We start from the raw sequence: 19,534 nt of genomic DNA, 5'->3' as shown, positions 1-19,534 counted from the left end.
GATACGGCGTTTCTCATTCTGAGGTGAGAAAAACGTCCAGATAGTGCCAGCAATAGCCACTCAACCTTTAGGCTAATCATGCCCTGGGCAAGGATCGCGGCTGCCGGGCGGGGAGCCGCCCGGCGGAACGTTACGCCTGACGCTTGTCTTCCGTATTGGTATCGAAGTCGCTCGCCGCGTGGCGTTCGTGGAGCTGCTCGTTCAGCTCGCCGCTGGTGCGGTTAACGATGCGACCGCGCTTAACCGCATGGCGGTTCGCCACGTCCTTCGCCCAGCGCTGGACGTTAGTGTACTTCTCCGCGTCCAGGAACTCGGCGGCGTTATAGACGCTGCCCAGCGCCACGCAGCCGAACCAAGGCCAAATCGCCATATCCGCGATGGTGTACTCCTCACCCGCCACGTAGCGACCGCGCGCCAGCTGTTTATCCAGCACGTCGAACAGGCGCTTGGCTTCCATGGTGAAGCGGTCAATCGCGTACTCGATTTTTACCGGCGCATAGTTGTAGAAGTGGCCAAAGCCGCCGCCGAGGAACGGTGCCGCGCCCTGGAGCCAAAACAGCCAGTTCAGCGTCTCGGTGCGTCCCGCCGGATCTTTCGGCAGGAAGTGGCCGAATTTCTCCGCCAGATAGAGCAGGATATTGCCGGATTCAAAGACGCGCGTTGGCGGGTTCGTGGAGTGGTCACGCAGCGCCGGTATTTTCGAGTTCGGGTTCACGTCGACAAACCCGCTGGAGAACTGGTCGCCCTCGCCGATGCGGATCAACCACGCATCGTATTCCGCGCCCGTCACGCCCAGTGCCAATAGCTCTTCGAGCATGATCGTCACCTTCTGGCCGTTCGGTGTGCCCAGCGAGTAGAGCTGCAGCGGGTGAGAGCCTACGGGCAAATCCTTCTCATGCGTTGCGCCGGAAATTGGACGGTTGATGTTGGCGAACGCGCCGCCGCCGTTCTTTTTCCATTCCCATACTTTTGGTGGCTGATATGTGTTGTCTGACATGTTGGCCTGCCTTTTTAGTGATGTGTTGAGGCAGTGTAGCAGGAGATTTGTGAAGCGTTTAACGTTGTGAGCGCAAGCAATTAACCGCTATTCCTTCTGCTGCTTATATATATCAAATCCGGCATAAGCTTAATCGAAAATCGCATTTTCATAATTAATGCGTAAACCACTAAAGCTGAATATGATGCTTCAACATAAATAAAAGATGCAGTAATAAACACTTTATAAGGCAAGGAGTTAGTGAGATGCGCAAGCTTCTGTTATCGGCAGTGGTCGTTTCGCTCGCGTTAGGCCTGGCGGGCTGTGATGATGCGAAAAATAAAGAGACAAATTCGGCCGCGGCGGCAAAAAGCGACGCGCCAAAAGAGGGCGGTTCGCTCATTATCGGGATTACCTCCGGCGACCCGTTAGCTGTTAATCCGCTCTACGCCAGCGACCGCACAACATTAACCATCATGCAGGCGCTTTATGCCCCGCTGTACAGCTTTAATAACGGCAACATTGAGTGGGGCCTGGCGGAAAGCCTGACGCCTTCTGCCGACAACCTGAGCTATACCCTGACGCTAAAACCCAACCTAAAATGGCAGGACGGCCAGCCGCTGACGGCGGACGACGTGGTCTTCACCTTCAATAAGCTGCTGGATGCCAAACAGCACAGCTTCTTCCGCAGCATGTTTACCTACGGCGGCAAGCCTGTTGAAGTGAGCAAGGTTGATGAGCGCACCGTTAAGTTCACCTTACCGCAGGTCAGCGCGGCCTTTACCGGCACCCTGGTGCAGATCTACCCGATCCCGCAGCACGTGTTCGCCGGTGAAGGCGACCTGGAAAAGAGCACCAAAAACGATGCGCCGGTCGGTTCCGGGCCGTTCAAATTTAAAGAGTATCGCGCCGGTCAGTATTACGCCCTTACGCGCTTCGACGATTACTGGAACGGCAAACCGAAGCTCGATTCCGTCACCTACCGTTTCGCCAAAGACAGCAACGCCGCCAACCTGGCGCTGCAAAACGGTGAAATCAACCTCAAGATGGTTGACCCGCAGGATGTGAACCGCCTGAAAAATACCGGGAAATTTGACTTCGTGGTCTATCCGGAAGGCCGTCTGGCCTATATGACGTTCAACCAGAACGTGGCGGTGATGAAGAGCAAAGCGCTGCGTCAGGCCATCGCGTACGCCATCAACAAAGACGAGCTAACCCAGACCGCGTTTACCTCGCTGGACTACGCTAAACCGGCAACCTCGTTCCTGACGCCAGATACGCTTTACAAGACGGATGACGTTGAACAGTACAAATTCGATCTGCAAAAAGCCAAAGACCTGCTGAAGACGTCCGGCGCGCCGGATAATCTCAAGCTACGCCTGGCGTATGTGAACACCAACAAAACCCAGGAGAGCATGGCGCTCTACATTCAGCAGGCGCTGAAGGGCATTGGGGTGAACGTGGAGCTGATGCCGCTGGACTCCAACGCCATGTCTCAGCGCAGTCTTGATATGAACAACACCGCGTGGGAACTGAACCTGGGCGGCTACATTATGGGAGCAGAGCCGGACGGTTACAAATCGCTGTTCATGAGCAACGAAGCCTATAACTACGCGCACTACAAAAATCCGCAGTTTGATGCCCTGTGGGATAAAGGTGCGGTGGAAACCGACGCCGCGAAACGTGCCGATATCTACAAACAAATTCAGCAGACCGTGGCGAACGAGATGACCTACTACCCGATCGCCTACACCAATGCGACCGTCGCCGTGGATAAACGCTTCGGCGGCACGAAGGAAGCGGAGCCGAAGCCGGTTTATCTGTTCCAGGATCTGTCAAAAATTTATCAAAAATAGGCTGTTGCCCCGGTCGTAATATCGGGGCCTTTTAAGGGCACGTCGTGAACACACTCCTCACGCGTCGGCTGCTGCAGCTGCTGCCGATGCTTTTCTTTATTTCGCTGGTGGCGTTTTTGCTGGTCAAGCTCGCGCCCGGCGACCCCGTGGCCGCGTACATCACGCCGCGTATGGCGCCGGAAGATATTGAGCGCATTCGCCAGAGCCTGGGGCTGGATAAGCCGCTGGTCACGCAGTACGTCCTGTGGCTGAAAAGCGTCCTGCAGGGCGATCTCGGCTATTCGTTGATTTACCACCGCCCGGTGCTGGAGATGATCGGCGAACGCATTCCGGCCACGCTGGGGCTGATGGGGGCGTCGCTGCTGATGGCTATCGTGCTGGCGATCCCGCTGGGGCTGCTGGCGGGGGCATTTAAGCACCGCTGGCTGGATCACCTGCTGAACCTGTTTGCCTATATCGGCATCTCGGTACCGATTTTCTGGTTCGGCATTTTGCTCATCACCGTTTTTGCCGTGCAGCTTAACTGGTTCCCCAGCATGGGGATGCGCACCATCGGCATGGAGGATAACGGGCTGGATCTGCTGCGCCACGGCGTGCTGCCGTGTATTGCGCTCACGTTCTATAACCTCTCCAGCTACGTGCGCTACATCCGCTCTAACACCATCTCGCAGCTCTCCGCCGACTACGTACAGACCCAGCTTGCCTACGGCGCCACGCGTTTCAGTATTCTGTTACGCCACGTGCTGAAAAACGTCTTGCTGCCGGTGATTACCCTGTTCGGCCTGTCGTTCGGTGAGCTGATTGTAGGAGCTTATGTGACCGAGAGCGTCTTCTCCTGGCCGGGGATGGGGCTGCTCGGGATCCAGTCGATCGCCTCGCTGGACTACCCGCTGATTATGGCGATCATCATGCTCTCGTCGATAATGCTGATCGTCGGTAACCTGATCGCCGACGTGCTTTATCGCTTCGCCGATCCCCGCATTCGTACGCTGAGGTAACCGGATGAGCAGACGCTGGCAGCAGGTTCGTCACCAGCTGCGCCGCAACCGTCCGGCGCAGTTCTCCCTGTTTGTGCTTTTTATTTTCGTTGTCGCCGCGCTCTGTGCGGGGTTAAGTCCGTACGATCCGGATCGGATGGCGCTCGGCGCGCGCACGTTGCCGCCGGATGCCGCGCACTGGTTCGGCACCGACGAGTACGGGCGCGACTACTTTACCCGCGCGCTGTACGGCGGCCAGATCTCCCTGATGGTCGGTTTTCTTGCCATGCTCTTTTCCACGCTTATCGGCACGGTGGTAGGAACGGTGAGCGGCTATTTTGGCGGCTGGCTGGATAACCTGATGATGCGCGCCGTGGATATCCTGATGGCCATACCGGCCTTCTTCCTGCTGCTGGTGGTGAATGCTTACCTCAAGCCGGGCGTGGATAACATCATTCTCATCATCAGCCTGCTGACGTGGATGAACATGTCGCGACTGGTGCGCGCTGAAACCCTATCGGTGAAAGAGCGCGAGTACGTGCTTTATGCCCGCGCGTCGGGAGCGCATCCGCTGCGTATTATCGTGCGCCACATCATTCCCGGCGTGCTGCCGACCATTATCGTGGCCGCCACGCTGAATATCGCCTCGGCCATTCTGATGGAGTCGACGCTCAGCTTCTTAGGGCTCGGCGTGCAGGCACCGGCGGCGTCGTGGGGAAGCATGCTCAACAACGCCCAGTCTTATATTGGCGAAGCGTCGTGGCTGGCGATGTTCCCCGGCATTCTGATCCTGCTGACGGTGTTCAGCTTTAACGTGCTGGGCGATGTGTTCCGTACCGCCTTTGAGCCGGGAGCAAATCGCGATGAGTAACTTATTAGCGCTTGAGAACCTGCAAACCACGTTCCGCACCCGCGAGGGCGAGGTTCAGGCGGTGCGTGGCGTGAGCTTTCAGGTTCAGCCGGGGGAACTCGTCGGCATCGTCGGCGAGTCGGGCTGCGGGAAAAGCGTCACCTGTAAGTCGATTATCCAGCTTCTGGGGAGCAACGGACGGATAACCGGCGGCAGCATTCGCTTCCAGAATGAGGACCTGGCGCAGAAAACGCCCGCGCAGATGCGTGCCATTCGCGGCAACGAGATCGCGATGATTTTTCAGGATCCGATGACCGCCCTGAACCCGGTGCTCACTATCGGCAAGCAGATGTCTGAGATCCTGGTGCGAAATAAAAAACTGTCGAAAAAAGCGGCCAAAGCGGCAGCAATAGCCATGCTGGATCAGGTGGGCATTGCTGAAGCGGAACGCCGATACGACCAGTATCCCCACGAGTTCAGCGGCGGGATGCGCCAGCGGGTGATGATCGCTATTGCGCTCTCCTGCAATCCGAAGCTTCTTATTGCCGATGAGCCGACCACCGCGCTGGACGTGACCATTCAGGCGCAGATCCTGCGCCTGCTGAAAAGTCTGCAACAGCAGACCCGGACCGCGATTTTGCTGATCACCCACGATCTCGGCGTGGTGGCGCAGGTCTGCAGCCGCGTGGTGGTGATGTACGGCGGCCTGGTGATGGAGGAGGGGAGCGTGGAGGACATTTTTTATCGCCCTGCGCATCCTTACACCCAGGGTCTGCTGGCCTCGCTGCCGCGCCCGGATGAGGTGAATCAACGTTTATCGCCCATTGAAGGTTCGCCGCCTGGCCTGCTTAACCCGCCGCCGGGCTGTCCATTTGCGGAACGCTGCCCGAAGCGCATGCCCCAGTGTGAACGGCAACCCGCATTTTACACCGCCGGAGAGGGCCATCGCGCCGCCTGCTGGCTATGGGCCGAGGAGATTCAGGCATGAGTGAACAACAGGCACCATTAGTGAGCGTGCGCGATCTGCGCAAGCACTATCCGCTCAACGGCGGTTTGCTGCGTAAAGGCGTGGCCGTGAAGGCGGTTGATGGCGTGAGCTTTGATATCCAGCCCGGCGAGACGTTTGGCCTGGTGGGGGAGTCCGGCTGCGGAAAATCCACCCTCGGGCGCGCCATACTGCGCCTTTTCGATATTACCTCTGGCGAGATCCACTTTGCCGGACAGGCAATCGCCCACGCCCGCGAAAGAGAGCTCAAGCCGCTGCGTAAGCGGATGCAGGCAATTTTTCAGGATCCTTACTCCTCGCTCAACCCCGGTATGACGGTGCGACAGCTGGTGGCCGAACCGATGCAGATCCACGGCTACAGCCGCGAAGAACAGCGAGAACGTACGGAAACGCTGCTCTACAAAGTGGGGCTGAAGCACGAACACCTTGAACGGTTCCCGCATGAGTTCAGCGGCGGGCAGCGTCAGCGCATCAGTATTGCCCGCGCGTTGTCCGTGCATCCTGAATTTGTGCTGTGTGATGAGCCGCTCTCGGCGCTGGACGTATCGGTTCAGGCGCAGGTGGTGAATATTTTGCAGGACCTGCAGCAGGAGTTGGGGCTAACCTATCTGTTTATCGCCCACGATCTCTCCATGGTGCGCCATATCTCCAGCCGCATCGGGGTGATGTATCTCGGCAAACTGGTAGAGGTGGCCCCGGCGAATGAACTGTATCAGCGCTCGGCACACCCTTACACCCGCGCGCTGCTGGCGGCGGTTCCCCAGCCCGATCCGCGCATCCGCAATCTCGAAGACGCCACCCTGCGCGGCGACATTCCCGGCCCCACGTCCGTGCTGCCGGGCTGTAAGTTCTGCAGCCGCTGCCCGCACGCCATGCCGGTTTGCCAGACGCAGGAGCCTGCGATGCAGGAGATTGCGCCAGGGCATTTCGCGGCATGCTGGCTGTTTTAAATGTTATTCACGCGTCGCGCAGGTGTATGATAAACGCTCCTCTGTCAGGTTAATTACAACGTGCAGACGACGACAACCCATAAAAAATTGCCGCCTGCCTGTTTTAGGTTGGATACATGCGTAAAGGAAAGTTAAGCAGTGATGCGCCATTCGGGACATTGTTAGGCTATGCGCCCGGTGGCGTGGCGATTTACTCTTCAAATTACGGCAGTCTGGACCCGCGTAACTACCCGGAAGACGCGGACTTTCGCAGCTATATCGGCAACGAATACATGGGCCACAAGTGGCAGTGCGTTGAGTTCGCCCGCCGTTTCCTGTTCCTCAACTATGGCTTCGTGTTTACCGATGTCGGCATGGCGTGGGAAATCTTCTCCCTGCGCTTTTTGCGCCAGGTGGTGAACGATAACATTCTGCCCCTTCAGGCTTTTGCCAACGGCTCGAAGCGCGCGCCGCGCGCCGGGGCGCTGCTGATCTGGCAAAAAGGCGGCGAGTTTCATGAGACCGGCCACGTTGCGGTGATCACCCAGCTTCTGGACGATAAGGTGCGTATTGCGGAGCAGAACGTGATTCACTCCCCGCTGCCGCTCGGACAGCAGTGGACGCGCGAGCTGCGCATGACCGTGGAGAACGGCTGCTATACCCTTCATGACACCTTCAGCGATACCGAAATTCTCGGCTGGATGATCCAGACGGACGACACGGAGCACAGCATTCCCCAGCCTGAACCGGACGGTGAACTGCTGAAAATCCGCGGTGCGCGGCTGAAAAACAAACGTCAGTTCGACGTAAAATGGCTGAACGAAAATGACGCGCTGCAGCAGGCATATATCCGCGCCAACGGCCATGTGATCAACAAAGATCCCTGCCAGTACTTCACCATTACCGAAAGCGCCGAGCAGGAGCTGATCAAGGCCACCAACGAACTGCACCTGATGTACCTGCACGCGACGGACAAGGTGCTGAAAGACGACAATCTGCTGGCGCTGTTCGACATCCCGAAAATCCTCTGGCCGCGCCTGCGCCTCTCCTGGCAGTGGCGCCGCCACCATATGATCACCGGTCGTATGGATTTCTGCATGGATGAGCGCGGGATTAAGGTCTACGAGTACAATGCCGACTCCGCGTCTTGTCACACAGAAGGCGGGTTGATCCTCGAAGAGTGGGTCAAAAACGGCTATCGCGGCAGCGGGCACAACCCGGCGGAAGGGCTGCTGGAAGAGCTGACCGGCGCATGGAAGCACAGCCACGCGCGGCCGTTCGTTCACATCATGCAGGACAACGATGTCGAAGAGGACTATCACGCGCTCTTTATTCAGCGTTCGCTGATGCAGGCCGGGTTCGAGACCAAAATCTTGCACGGGCTGGAGGCGCTGAGCTGGGATGGCGCCGGACAGCTGATTGACGACGAAGGTCGCCACGTCAACTGCGTGTGGAAAACCTGGGCGTGGGAGACGGCGATAGAGCAGATCCGCGAGGTCAGCGAAACCGAATACGCCGCCGTGCCGATCCGCACCGGGCATCCTGAGGGCGAAGTGCGCCTGATTGATGTTCTGCTGCGCCCGGAAGTGCTGGTCTTTGAACCGCTGTGGACCGTTATTCCCGGCAACAAGGCGATTCTTCCGGTACTGTGGCAGCTGTTCCCGAACCACCGTTACCTGCTCGACACCGATTTTGAGGTTAACGACCTGCTGAAGCAGACCGGCTATGCCGTCAAGCCGATTGCCGGACGCTGCGGCAGCAATATCGATCTCATCAGCGCCCAGGACGAGCTACTGGATAAATCCAGCGGCAAGTTTGTTGACCGCAAAAATATCTACCAGCAGCTCTGGTGCCTGCCAAACGTCGACGGCAAGTACATTCAGGTCTGTACCTTTACCGTGGGCGGAAATTACGGCGGGACCTGCCTGCGCGGTGATGACTCGCTGGTGGTGAAAAAAGAGAGCGATATCGAGCCGCTGATTGTACTCAAGGATAAGTAACGAGCATCTGCGCTAAAAAAGCCCCCGCAGGGTATTCTCTGTGGGGGCTTTTTGTTACTGCGCTTCCTCGTCCTGCTGCGCGCTGGTTTTCAATTCGATGATGCGTCCAATCTGGTCATGATAAACCGTCAGCAGGTTGTGCTGGCTCATCTCCGAGATGAGCTGCGGTGAGACGTTAAAGCTGCGGGCAAGTTCGTCATGATGCAACAAGCCCGGCTGACGCCGTCTTACGTTCGCGCGGCGGCGGTTGTACTGATACCACAAAATCAGCAGCCAGCCGTTGAGCGCGGCGAACAGCAAATAGATCAACACCGTATTAAAGGAGGCAATAATCACGCTCCACCGGTGGTCGCTCTCCTCGGTTAACTGCATCCACAGCCTGGCATACAGGAAGAACAGAAACCCGCCCCACGCCACCACGGTTAACGCGGCATCAAAAAGTCGTGGCAGCAACCGATGTTCAGTCAAAATTAAGGTATTTTCATTCATTGAAGGCTTCCTTTTCCCCTGTCCGGACTGATCCAGCGCGCGCGGGCGCGCTGACGTTTAAGCATGACTTTTGGAAATGCGACGAGGGTGGTGAACAGACCAATCATCCAGTAGACCATCGGGAACCAAATCACCCAGAAAAGCGAGCTTGCCACCTTGCGCTCATAGCGCCGCTCGATGTACAAGCTGACCAGGAACTGCAGCAGGCACATCACGCCCAGCAGCAGCCCGGTAAACGCCGGGGGAAACAGGGTTTCAACGGTCAGCCTGGCGGGAATGGGCGCGACGTGGCTGATGATGTACAGCAGCACCGTTATCGCATACGCGAAGGCCCACAGCGTTGACAGCGCGTACTCCAGAAACAGGGGCCACATGCGGTGATGCTCCCAGCGCACCATCTTGCGCAGGTTGACCAGAAATACCTCCGCGCCGCCCTGTGCCCAGCGCAGACGCTGTTTCCACAGGCCCTTCAGCGTCTCCGGCATCAGGATCCAGCACAGCGCCCGCGGCTCGAAAAAGATATCCCAGTGGCGCAGCTGGAGCTTCCAGCTGATGTCGATGTCTTCGGTGATCATGTCCGGGCTCCAGTACCCCACGTCCGCCAGCGCCTGTCGGCGAAAGGCGGCGATGACGCCGGAGACGGTAAAGACCCGGCCATAGATCCGCTGCGTCCGCTTGATGAGCCCAATGATGGACGAAAACTCGCCAACCTGAATGCGGCCAATCAGCGTGGAGCGCGTGCGAATGCGCGGGTTCCCGGTAACCGCCCCGACGTGGGGATACTGAATCAGCGGCGCGACCAGATAGGCCGCGGTGTCGCGGTCGAGCAGGGCGTCGCCGTCAATGCAGACCAGCAGATCGCCCCGGGCCGCCGCCGCCCCGGCTTTGAGAGCCACGGCTTTTCCCTGGTTCTCCGCGAGGTTAATCACCCGCAGACGCGGCTGCTCCATTGCCAGCTGCTGCAGCACCTGCGCGGTGTTATCAGACGAGCCGTCGTTGATGGCGATCACTTCAATATTCTCGTATCGCTGAGCCAGCGCGGCGCTGATGGTCTCTCTGGCATTTCTTTCCTCATTGAAGCAGGGGATCAGAATTGAGATGAGCGGCTCGCCGGCGAGCGTCGGGGCGGGCGTGTCTTTATCCCACGACCAGCGGCGTTCAAGCTGAAACCAGAAATAGAGGCCGCCAGTGACCCAGAGCACGGACATAAACAGCGGCCAGAAGAAGACAAAATCCAGAATCAGCTCGCCGGTAAAGAGGGCGGCCACCCCTAACGGCAGCCCGAATACCAGACACAAAATTGAAAAGGCGATTATGCGATCAGTCATTGTCAGGGTACCAGTAGGAAGAAAAGACGGGCCTGATGCGCGAGATATCAGGCTGGTTATTGATGAAATCGTCAGGGTAGTAGCCGTAGTTTTTGATGCCGTTCAGCTGGAGGACGCGCATCCACGCCGCAAGCTGACTGTCGGAGACGGCGCGCTGCGGCTTCTGCTCCCAGTCTCTGGCCTGCAGCTCGAAAATGGTCTTATCCAGCGCGCCGGGCCGCGCGGCGACGGCCTTGATCAAACGCGTCAGCCAGGCATTGCTCTCGTTCGCCGGAACGGACTCCATCAGCGGCATTGCCATGGGGACCGTCCAGTCATAGGCCGCCAGAAAATCATCGAGATTCTGCGCAAACCACGCTTCGCTTTCGGGCTGCAGAATGGGAAGGACGAACATATTGCGCGCGGTTTTTATCTGCGGGCCGCGGATGTGCTTCACCGCCTGGCTCAGAGCGCGGGTAAATCCGATAAGCCTCCGGCTTTTCTGGCGCGTCGTGTCCTGCCCGGCAGCGTCAACGTCCGTCAGTACCGCATCGTCATGGAACAGGATCCCGTTGAAGCTGGCATGGCGGGCCAGATCTTCATAGATTTCCGTCACCTGCAGGCGAACCTGCGGGTCCCACGGTGAAAGCCTGATGTAGGGCTCATTGGCTTCGCGCAGCTGGCCGGTTCGATCGTCCCGGCGCTGCACGCGCGGCAGGTCAGGATCGAGATCGAACGAGAGCACCGGCATCCACGCGTAGACCTTCACCCCCGCGCGGGTTTGCAGCTGCCAGGATACGAAGTTAAAAAGGTCGGCCCGGACCGGAAGCCGGCGGTTGGGGAAATAGAGCGCCCTGATCCTGCCGTCGCCCTGCGGGTCGGCAAACGCCTGCAGGAAGACGTGGCTGATTTTCATGTCGTAGACCCGCTGGATCAGCCTGTTGATGTTTTGGGTCTGTTGAGCCGGATCGGGATCGTAAACGTAGTCGAGATCGACGTGCATCACGCGCACGGGATCGCGCTCCTGAACCCGGCTGACCGAACTGGCAAACGCTTTGAGCGAGGGGTTGCCGGCGATCAGCAAACGGGGAATGCTACCGAGATTGCGCATGTCACCCAGCCCGTCCTCCAGAGTAAAGGCCAGCCGATAGCCCTGCTGCCTGGCGATGGCGAGCGACGTACCGCTGGCGGCACCGTAAGGCCAGACCCAGGCGCGCGGCGCTTTGCCCGTCACCTGCGCGATTTTCTCTGTCACCTTGCGGACGTCATCGCCGATCCGCTGGCTGAACTGCTGGTCAGTTTCATAGCGCCCCGTCGCTTTATCATAAAAGCGGTTGGCGATGGCCGGTTCGCGGCTGCCCTGCGGGTTGGCGACGATGCCGTAATGCGAGGCCCAGGTATGCGATCCGATCTCAACCAGCGGAGACTGGCTGAGCTCGCGCACCATGTCCCAGGTCGCGAAGCGATCCCGGGGCGTCATCAGGCCGCCAAAGTTCACCTTCTGGTTTGCTGGCGTATCCACCCAACTGCCCACCGGCGCCCAGAGCGCAGGCACGTTCCAGGCCTTAAGCAGCGGCCAGACGCGGGTGTAGAAGCTGCTGTAGCCGTCGTCAAAGCTGAGCAGAACGGCTTTCGGCGGCAGCGATTTTTTGCCGTCATGCGCGTCCAGAATGTCCTGCACGCTGATGGCGTGATAGCCGTTGTGCAGAAGCCAGCTAATCTGCTCGTTTAGCGCGCTGGTGCGCACGGAGAGGTAGCGCTGATCGGCGGCATCGTCTTCGACGTCGTGGTAGGCCAGCACCAGAAACTGGTTCTGCGGCCAGGGTTTGCTCGCCTCCGGCTGCGGCCGCTCGCTGGGCGCAACGAACGAGATCGCCTGCGCCCAGACGCTCGCGCTGAGGCAGAGCCAGCCGATGAAGATCAGGCTCACGGAAAAACGTGTGTTCAGCATATTCATCCTTAAAAGCGTAAAGTCGCGTCAAGCGTGACGGAGAGGTTGCTCTCGCGTTTGCCGTCGTAAGGGCGTTTATCCCAGTTCAGCATCACGCCGGTATCAATGACGTTATTCCACTGGACGCGTTGCCCGTAGCCCAGCAGGGCGATGGCGCCAACGGACTGGTTTTTCTGCCAGTAGCTGCCGCCTCCCGCCACCAACTGCTGGCTCCAGAGGGTGTCGTAATGGCGGTACATCTCATGGTCCACGGACAGGGCGGCCGTCACGGACAGATCCCGCGCCGGGTTGTAATAGAGCGTGTCCCGCAGGCTGTTTTTACTGGCGGCGATCCCCGGTTCAAGATCCAGCGTCAGGGTCGGGGTCTGCCAGAGACGCTCCTTACCCGTAAGGGTGTATTCCTGTCGGCGATTATGGTCTGAGAAGCGGCTGACGGCGGCGCTGAACTGGTACTCACGGCGCTCGTTTTGATACCAGCGGATCCCGCCTTCACCCCGGTTGGCGCTAATCCCGTTGCGTAATGCCCGTAGCGGCGCGGTGCGGGATAAGCGTTCAAGGCTGCCGCTGAACTGCCAGTTATCATTGAGAAAGTACGTGGTTGAGAGGCGAGCACCCGGCTTGTTTTCACCGTGATAGCGGTTGCTGGATACCTCGGCTTCGAGCTGAAGGTCGCGAGGACGCCACTCGATGCCGCCAAGGAGGTGACGGCTGGTGCCTTTGCCTTCATCGAAATTACCCTGCGCATAGCGGGTACCCGCAAACAGCCGCCAGCTATCCGCTACCGGTGGACCATAGAGCGTGGCATCCCCGTTCAGGTCGTGCGTCCCGCTGATGGGGTTATCGGAGTGCAAGCCCTTGCTCGCGTTAAGGCGCAGCTCGGACATGTGATGCACCGTTCTGAGCCTGTTCAGACGCCTGGCGCTGCGAGCAACGGGCGCGCGGGCAAGCACATCGTCGGCCAGTAAATCCATCTGGCGCCACTCCTGCAGATCCATGGCGACGTAAGCCTGCTGCTGTTCCAGCTCCAGATTAGATGGCTCCAGCGCCTCCGCCCTTTTTAACGTTTGCTCGGCCGCGCGCGGCTGGCCCCGCGCCTGAAGCAGGGTGGCATAGTCAATCTGCAGCCCCTGATTGCCCGGCGCCGTTGTGGCCAGACGGTGCGCCAGCTTATCCGCATCCGGCAGGGCGTTGGTTGAGAGCAAATAGTTAAATTTGAGCGACTGCCCGGTAAGCCACCGATCGTTGGGCTGCGGAGTGGGCGAGCCGAAATCGTAGCGGATCCACGGAACGCTGCGGGTCTGGCGCTCTACGTACTGTCGAGCGGCCTGATACTGCCCCGTGTCCAGCCAGGCGTAGAAAAGCGCATGCTCCTCGTCCTGCGGATCGGCGGTGTATTGCGGATAGCGTTGCAGCAGCGAGAAGGCGGCAGTGGCGTTTTTCTCTTGTAGATACGCGGAGATCGCCCAGCCGATCGCCCAGCCCGGCACCGGATGCTGCGCCTCCGTCAGCGCCTGATATTCACGGATGACCTGCGGGTAATCGCCATGCGCGTACAGCGCACCCAGCCTGTCGATACGGGCGAGGATGATGTCTTCCGCTGCCTGCGGTTCGTGTTGCCAGCGTGAGAGCAGGGCGTCGTAACGATTCAGTGCCGTTTGCGCCAGCTGCAGGCGCTCCTTTTCCGTTCTGCCAGGCACGTCGGCAAGGCGAACCCATTCTGCGGCGGCATTAAGCTCCAGACGGCGGCGCTGCGCGGGGGGCAGCGTTACCCTTTGTGACAGCATCAGCGCGGGAGTACTCACCCGGTTATCCGTTAGCGCGTCAGTCAGCTCGCTAAGGAGCGCGTTATTCTCCGGCGCGAGGGTCAGCGCGCGCGTGTCCGCTAAAAGCCGATCCCAGCTTTTTCCCTGGCGTAACCAGACGTACGAAAGCGTCTGAAGATGCGCCGGAGAGGGATCCTCCGTCACCAGCTGGCGGGCTTCCTGCAGAGCGAGCGTATCCATGCGGGCATCGGCCAGGGTTTTGATATAGCCGATACGATAATCGTCATTATGTGGCGCAAGGCTAAGCGCCTCTTTCCACAGCGATAAGGCTGGCTGCCACGCTTTTTGATCTCTTCTGGCCTGCGCGACAGCCGCAACGCCGCGAGCGGGCAGCGGCATATAAATGCCATAGCGCTGCCAGAGCTGAATCACCTCGTCATGACGACCTGCCCACGCAGCCACCTGTAACCAGTCCGCCACTTGCTCGGGCGTCAGAGCATGCTGTTGCTGATACCGCTGAAGATAATTGAGAAACGGCGTGTAATTACCGTTACGTGCCTGTTGAATCTGTTGCTCATAAACGGATTCCGTTGCCTGAACGAGAACAGGAAACAGAAATAGCAGAAACAATAATCCTGGGGCGCGATAAAAGAATAACGTATTGAAGCGAAGCGATCTTTCCATATCTATTTGCCATTTGTTTATCATGAATCCATTGCATAACACGGCCGCCTTTTAACTCTGCGTTAAAGGCCATAAATGAGTACATTAAATCTGAATGCAGTAACGTTATGGGGCACTTACTTTAAGGTAATTATGGAACCTCCTCTTTGGGAACTGGGTGGAAGGTAATGTACACCTGATATGTTGCCGGATAAATATGGTGAAAAGCAGAGGGATAGTTTTGGGATAATTCTGGAATGAGATGTCTTTTGTGATTATTTTGAATTGAATATGTATTTGTAACTATTTGATATTAATGTGTTTTATTTATGTCTTTTTGAGTTTGTTTATATTCCCGGCGAGGTTTTATTGTAGCAATTAAAGTACTTTCTGGTGCATGTTTGGGAAGTTTCATGACAAAAAGTCTTAATGTTCAGCGAAGTGACTTTTCTGCGATTGTTTTTTATTTATAATTAACGCCAGCCATTGAATGAAAGTCTACAGGAAGTCTTACTCATCAATGTCTGTATTGAGGGATGTTCAACGCCAGAATACATATTGTCGTTAATATTACAGCGCTATAAAACGAAGGCGGCCTTCTTTCTGAAGGTGCGTTCTTGCTTTAATCTAAAAGGGATGGTTAGTGGCAACTTCAATAGTGTTAGTGACCCAGGATCGCTATCTTGTCAGGGGGATGAGGCTATTTTTCCCGGATATTATCCTGCTCGACTCGATTGACAGAAACATATTTGATAACGGTGCAGATGAATATTCTGTGTTGATTGATAGCCGTTCTCCGCTCCGTTTATATGATTACCTGATACGCCATCCGGCCAGAACAAAAAAAACGATCTGCTGCGTTATGCTGGATATGCGACATCGCGAGGAGAATCTACTCAGTATGAAGTTGTTTATGAACACGTCGCTTACGGCGCCGGATATGGCATCGTTATTTAACCTGGTGCTCAATATGAAGGGCAGACGTCTGACCACTAAATGGCTGCTTAACTTACGGCTTGGCACGCACGAAGCGATCATGCTGCGGTTGTTAAGGGCAGGGATGTCGATGGAAGCGATTGCCGATGAACTGAACACGTCAGTGAAGAGCCTCTATCGCAAACGGACGGCGCTGTCGGAACGCCTGGGGGCGGAGAACTTCAACGAGGCGTGTTTGTTTATCTTTAAAAACAAACTGCTGGATGCGGTTGGGAACGATCCCTGAATTCCTGAGAGCCTAAAAGCAAAAACCCGCCACAAGGGCGGGTTCTTTTACTGGAAATAATTCAGAACGACCAGCGCAGATTAGCGTTAACCGAGTTGACGCGGGTATCCGCACCATATTGCCCCTGATAACCCACATCCAGCGTCGCAGCACGCGACAGCTGTACGCTCACGCCGATATCACCCACCATCACGTCCTCATCCACGGCCTGCCCCTGAGTAATGAACGCGTCGCTGCCCGCAAACGCCATGCGCGAAGAGGTATTCTTATCGCCATAGGCGTGCTGCCAGCCCAACGAACCGTAGAGGTTCACGTTCTTCGGCAGCTCGGTTACACCGCGCACCCCGAGGGTGGAGTAGAAGGTGTTCATCGTTTCGTTACTTACGCTCAGCGCGGCGGCACCGCCGTCTTCCCTGAAGCTGTCGGTATGCAGTCGAATGTACGATAAATTGACGAACGGCTCGATATTCATATCAGGCTGGCCGAAGCGGTAGCCCGCTTCGGTGAATGCCAGCAGCGAGTTGGCGTCGTAATCCGACTTCAGCCGATCTGAGAATCCGCTGAAATCAACGCTGCGCTCGCCTTCGATCTTGTGCCAGGTGTAACCCAGCGCGCCGCGAAGGGAGAACGCATCCTGTTGACCCGCCGCATACAGGCCAAGGTGGTAGTTATCGGTATCCGTTGAGGAACGACGACTGTCGACGTCGTAATCACCGCGGCTGTAGCCGAAGTAGCCACCGACACGCACGTTATGATCCGCCAGCTTGCGATCTGCCCCCAGCAGGAAGCCGGTGGTGTTGCCGTCCAGCTTGCCCACGTTACCGTCGCCGTCGTTTCGGCTCCAGGAGCTGAAGGTCTGGCCCCAGACGCCATTATTTTGCGGCTCCGGCTGCTGCACCAGCGACATCGCAAACGGTGGTATCGGCAGGCTGTCGTTATCAAACGCGCGCTGCATACGCTGGTTTAAGACGTTAAACACCTGTGTGCTGCCGGCGATCAGGTTGGACTGCATTGACGGATAAACTTCACCGGACAGCTGGTTGAACGCCTCGCGCGCTTCCGGCGCGCTGAGTACCAGCAGCGAGTTATACAGCGCCAGCGACGGGCCGCTTTGCGTCAGGGTGGAGAGCGCGCCGGCGGTATTCCACTGGTTGCTGCTTTTGGCGACGGTCTGGAAAATCCCCGGCTTGCCGCTGCCCGGGTTTTCACCGCCAGGATTCTCACCGCCAGGGTTTTCCCCTCCTGGATTCTCACCTCCCGGATTTTCGCCTCCGGGGTTTTCTCCTCCCGGATTCTCACCTCCCGGGTTTTCGCCTCCAGGATTCTCGCCGCCGGTCTCTTTCTGCGCGATGGTCAGATCCACGGCGTTGGTGCCTTGTTTGAGCGCCACGTCCAGGAAGGCGGATTTGGAAATCGCGCCGGCGAACTCACCGTCAATCCCTCCCTCGGAGGTTAAAATGCGGTAGCTTTGGCCCGTTTTGTAGCTGGTTTGCGGATCCAGCGCGGTGACCTGTACCTGAGCCCGATCGCTGATGGTCGTTTTGCCTGCGACCAGCAGCTGGTCGCTGCGGCCATCACCGGCGATATCGACGTCATAGAAAGAGTCACCCACAAAATTCAGATAACGTTTCAGCGTCAGCGTGCCGATATCGCCATCCCCTGGCGAGATATGCCCGCCGGAAAGGATCTCGGTCTGACCCAGCGTGCCGTTCCCTCCCAGCGTTCCGCCGGCCTTGATTGACGCGGCGCTGCTGTAGCCCAGCCCGTCGCTAACGTCGGATCCAGCCGTCGCGTTGAGGATCAGCGTCCCGCCGTTCTCGGCGCTAAGGGTCTGAATATCAAAAATATCGTCTTCTGGCTGGGTGTTGATGTTGCTGGCGATAATGACTTTGCCACCGCGCGCGGTCACGTTCGCCTGAAGGGCTGAAAGATCGCCATTCAGCGTTGTCTGCCCGGAAGTATTGATCACCTCACCTTCGCCGCTCATCTTGTTGCTGAAGACGTAATTTTCATCGGTATGGTTGAAGTAGACATAGCTGCCGAACAGCCCGCCGCGCAGGCTGATTGCCGTATTCGCATCGAGAGTACCCGCGCCGCCCGCTGTGCCAAGCGTTGGCTCAGTTAAACCCGTGCCGGTGTCCATATTGCCGCGGCTGCCGACAATGAGCGCACCCCGGTTCGAGCCGGAACCCGAGGTCCCCACGATCAGCGTATTGCTGCCAGCGGAAAATGAACCGTCGTCAATCACCGACAGCACGCCATTGCCATAATCGCCCACGCTCACGCTGCTGCCGCTGGTAAAGCGCGAGTCTTTGCCCGCAATAACCAGCTCGGCGGTTTTACCTGCCCCGGAGACGCCCGCCACCTGCACGCCGCCAACGTTAACCGCACCGCCGTTCAGCACGTCCAGGTCGCCATAAAGCGTCAACGTACGGCCAACGTTCCACTGTGAGCCGCTCCCCGTGACGGTGGCTTTCGGGCTTAGCGTGTCGGTTTCACCCGGCCCGGTACCGTTGCCGATGCGCGCATCGTAGGCGGTGCTGAGCGCCGCGCCGTCTTCAATCGCCAGCGTGGAGCGTGCCCCCAGATCGGTACCTACGCTGAGAAAATTACTGGTCACGCGAGAGCCGGCGCCAGTGGCGATAAGGTGACTGTCGTAGCCGCGGGTGGTGCCGACAACGATTTCTTTTGCGCTGGCCAGCGCGCCTTCTTCGATTCGCAGGGTGCCGAGGCCAAGATTCAGGTCGCCGCGCAGGACGTACTGATCGTTGACTGCGTTAAGTTCAGCGTTTGGCCCACGGACCGTGACCACGCTTTCATAAATTTGGCCGTCGACAGCCGACCGATGTTGATGTTATAGGCGGTGATTTTGCCATTATCAATCAGCAGGTTTCCGGGTTGATTACGTCCAACGTAAACATCTCCGGTGTAACCCAGCGTTTCGGTTATACGCGCCTCGCCATCAAAAATGGCATCGGCTGCACGCGCGAAATCGGCAGGTGAAAGCAGTAACAGTGGCGCGGAAAATAGAGCGAGGTAAAGTCTGGAAAGCGGCGTCTTAACCGCTAAAGCATGCGATGTAGAGTTATTCACGGGCTATCTCCGTACTCATTAGCGTGATGTCTGGAAAATCGTTTTTATGAAAACTCAGATACGTCAGAAAATATAAAAGGCGTTATTTATGTACGCCTTTTCATTTGCCGTTAATTATTTATGCGTGACAACAGGGGTACAGGTAGGTGCGCTGAGCGTCGGGGCGGATCCTAAAATCCCCGGCATCATCATTGATGAGCAATCGAAAATACGCCCTTTTTCCGTCGTAGCGCGATAAGACAGTTTTTGCCCTCCCAGTGCGTCCGGCTGGGCGCCATTAACATTGGTCACGGTTATTTCATCCGATGAGCCCAGCCCCAGCATTTTAGCGGTCTCCGCCTGCAGGAGTGGAATAGCCTGATCGGTTTTTAGCGTGGAACAACCGGCGAGCATCAACGTAACGCTTAAAAAGATGAGTGGTTTTTTCATAAATTATCCTTGATATCCAATCA

13 protein-coding genes and 1 pseudogene are annotated in these 19,534 nt (G+C 57.6%); 7 read left to right on the top strand and 7 right to left on the bottom strand.

Features of this window, described 5'->3' with window-relative positions:
• Nucleotides 1–130: 130 nt before the first annotated feature.
• Complete coding sequence (yghU, locus tag INF77_RS06005) at nt 131–997, bottom strand: glutathione-dependent disulfide-bond oxidoreductase (RefSeq protein ID WP_028014407.1); 867 nt, start codon at nt 995–997, stop codon at nt 131–133.
• A gap of 245 nt (nt 998–1,242) precedes the next feature.
• Here yghU and INF77_RS06000 point away from each other — a divergent pair, with 245 nt between their 5' ends.
• From INF77_RS06000 to gss, 6 genes are all read left to right on the top strand, one after another.
• On the top strand, nt 1,243–2,832 hold the full coding sequence (locus INF77_RS06000; protein ID WP_045260792.1) for an ABC transporter substrate-binding protein: 1,590 nt from the start codon (nt 1,243–1,245) through the stop codon (nt 2,830–2,832).
• A gap of 44 nt (nt 2,833–2,876) precedes the next feature.
• Nucleotides 2,877–3,830 carry an ABC transporter permease gene (locus INF77_RS05995; RefSeq protein WP_126817143.1) on the top strand — a complete coding sequence of 318 codons (954 nt, stop codon included), beginning with the start codon at nt 2,877–2,879 and terminating at the stop codon, nt 3,828–3,830.
• 4 nt (nt 3,831–3,834) lie between these two features.
• Nucleotides 3,835–4,680: an ABC transporter permease gene (locus INF77_RS05990; RefSeq protein ID WP_028014404.1), complete on the top strand. Its 846-nt coding sequence runs from the start codon at nt 3,835–3,837 to the stop codon at nt 4,678–4,680.
• Entirely contained in the window at nt 4,673–5,647 is a 975-nt protein-coding gene (locus INF77_RS05985; protein WP_069732701.1) for an ABC transporter ATP-binding protein, read from the top strand. Before INF77_RS05990 ends, INF77_RS05985 begins: the two co-directional genes overlap by 8 nt.
• Nucleotides 5,644–6,615, top strand: a complete 972-nt coding sequence (locus INF77_RS05980) for an ABC transporter ATP-binding protein (protein ID WP_193532083.1) — start codon at nt 5,644–5,646, stop codon at nt 6,613–6,615. The genes INF77_RS05985 and INF77_RS05980 overlap by 4 nt, the downstream gene beginning before the upstream one ends.
• 116 nt (nt 6,616–6,731) lie before the next feature.
• The gene (gss, locus tag INF77_RS05975) at nt 6,732–8,594 is read left to right on the top strand and encodes a bifunctional glutathionylspermidine amidase/synthase (RefSeq protein ID WP_193532082.1); all 1,863 of its coding nucleotides are present in this window, start codon (nt 6,732–6,734) and stop codon (nt 8,592–8,594) included.
• A gap of 54 nt (nt 8,595–8,648) precedes the next feature.
• On the opposite strand, the gene pgaD is transcribed toward gss, so the two are convergent.
• Genes pgaD through pgaA form a run of 4 tightly spaced genes read right to left on the bottom strand, consistent with a single transcriptional unit; the run spans nt 8,649 to nt 14,788 of the window.
• Nucleotides 8,649–9,083, bottom strand: a complete 435-nt coding sequence (gene pgaD / locus INF77_RS05970; RefSeq protein WP_045260787.1) for a poly-beta-1,6-N-acetyl-D-glucosamine biosynthesis protein PgaD — start codon at nt 9,081–9,083, stop codon at nt 8,649–8,651.
• Complete coding sequence (gene pgaC / locus INF77_RS05965) at nt 9,080–10,411, bottom strand: poly-beta-1,6-N-acetyl-D-glucosamine synthase (protein ID WP_136485029.1); 1,332 nt, start codon at nt 10,409–10,411, stop codon at nt 9,080–9,082. Before pgaC ends, pgaD begins: the two co-directional genes overlap by 4 nt.
• Complete coding sequence (gene pgaB / locus INF77_RS05960) at nt 10,404–12,341, bottom strand: poly-beta-1,6-N-acetyl-D-glucosamine N-deacetylase PgaB (RefSeq protein WP_193532081.1); 1,938 nt, start codon at nt 12,339–12,341, stop codon at nt 10,404–10,406. The genes pgaC and pgaB overlap by 8 nt, the downstream gene beginning before the upstream one ends.
• Before the next feature lie 8 nt (nt 12,342–12,349).
• The gene (gene pgaA, locus INF77_RS05955) at nt 12,350–14,788 is read right to left on the bottom strand and encodes a poly-beta-1,6 N-acetyl-D-glucosamine export porin PgaA (protein ID WP_193532080.1); all 2,439 of its coding nucleotides are present in this window, start codon (nt 14,786–14,788) and stop codon (nt 12,350–12,352) included.
• A gap of 673 nt (nt 14,789–15,461) precedes the next feature.
• Here pgaA and INF77_RS05950 point away from each other — a divergent pair.
• Nucleotides 15,462–15,989, top strand: a complete 528-nt coding sequence (locus tag INF77_RS05950; protein WP_045260784.1) for a helix-turn-helix domain-containing protein — start codon at nt 15,462–15,464, stop codon at nt 15,987–15,989.
• A gap of 61 nt (nt 15,990–16,050) precedes the next feature.
• On the opposite strand, the pseudogene INF77_RS05945 reads toward INF77_RS05950, so the two are convergent.
• A pseudogene (locus INF77_RS05945) lies at nt 16,051–19,082 on the bottom strand (autotransporter domain-containing protein).
• Nucleotides 19,083–19,196: 114 nt separating this feature from the next.
• Complete coding sequence (locus INF77_RS05940; protein ID WP_028014394.1) at nt 19,197–19,511, bottom strand: lipoprotein; 315 nt, start codon at nt 19,509–19,511, stop codon at nt 19,197–19,199.
• Nucleotides 19,512–19,534 lie beyond the last annotated feature (23 nt).

The organism is Enterobacter cloacae complex sp. P1B (genome assembly GCF_014982345.1).
In the GTDB taxonomy this organism is placed as follows: Bacteria; Pseudomonadota; Gammaproteobacteria; order Enterobacterales; family Enterobacteriaceae; genus Enterobacter; species Enterobacter bugandensis.
Note: the sequence above shows the minus strand (reverse complement) of the source record. Positions and strands in the feature narration are given on the sequence as shown.

Excerpts from the sequence above, each read along its gene's own strand:
- yghU (WP_028014407.1), bottom strand. The coding sequence starts at position 997 with ATGTCAGACAACACATATCAGCCACCAAAAGTATGGGAATGGAAAAAG.
- INF77_RS06000 (WP_045260792.1), top strand. The coding sequence starts at position 1,243 with ATGCGCAAGCTTCTGTTATCGGCAGTGGTCGTTTCGCTCGCGTTAGGC.
- INF77_RS05990 (WP_028014404.1), top strand. The coding sequence starts at position 3,835 with ATGAGCAGACGCTGGCAGCAGGTTCGTCACCAGCTGCGCCGCAACCGT.
- INF77_RS05985 (WP_069732701.1), top strand. The coding sequence starts at position 4,673 with ATGAGTAACTTATTAGCGCTTGAGAACCTGCAAACCACGTTCCGCACC.
- INF77_RS05980 (WP_193532083.1), top strand. The coding sequence starts at position 5,644 with ATGAGTGAACAACAGGCACCATTAGTGAGCGTGCGCGATCTGCGCAAG.
- gss (WP_193532082.1), top strand. The coding sequence starts at position 6,732 with ATGCGTAAAGGAAAGTTAAGCAGTGATGCGCCATTCGGGACATTGTTA.
- pgaD (WP_045260787.1), bottom strand. The coding sequence starts at position 9,083 with ATGAATGAAAATACCTTAATTTTGACTGAACATCGGTTGCTGCCACGA.
- pgaC (WP_136485029.1), bottom strand. The coding sequence starts at position 10,411 with ATGACTGATCGCATAATCGCCTTTTCAATTTTGTGTCTGGTATTCGGG.
- pgaB (WP_193532081.1), bottom strand. The coding sequence starts at position 12,341 with ATGCTGAACACACGTTTTTCCGTGAGCCTGATCTTCATCGGCTGGCTC.
- pgaA (WP_193532080.1), bottom strand. The coding sequence starts at position 14,788 with ATGGAAAGATCGCTTCGCTTCAATACGTTATTCTTTTATCGCGCCCCA.
- INF77_RS05950 (WP_045260784.1), top strand. The coding sequence starts at position 15,462 with ATGAGGCTATTTTTCCCGGATATTATCCTGCTCGACTCGATTGACAGA.
- INF77_RS05940 (WP_028014394.1), bottom strand. The coding sequence starts at position 19,511 with ATGAAAAAACCACTCATCTTTTTAAGCGTTACGTTGATGCTCGCCGGT.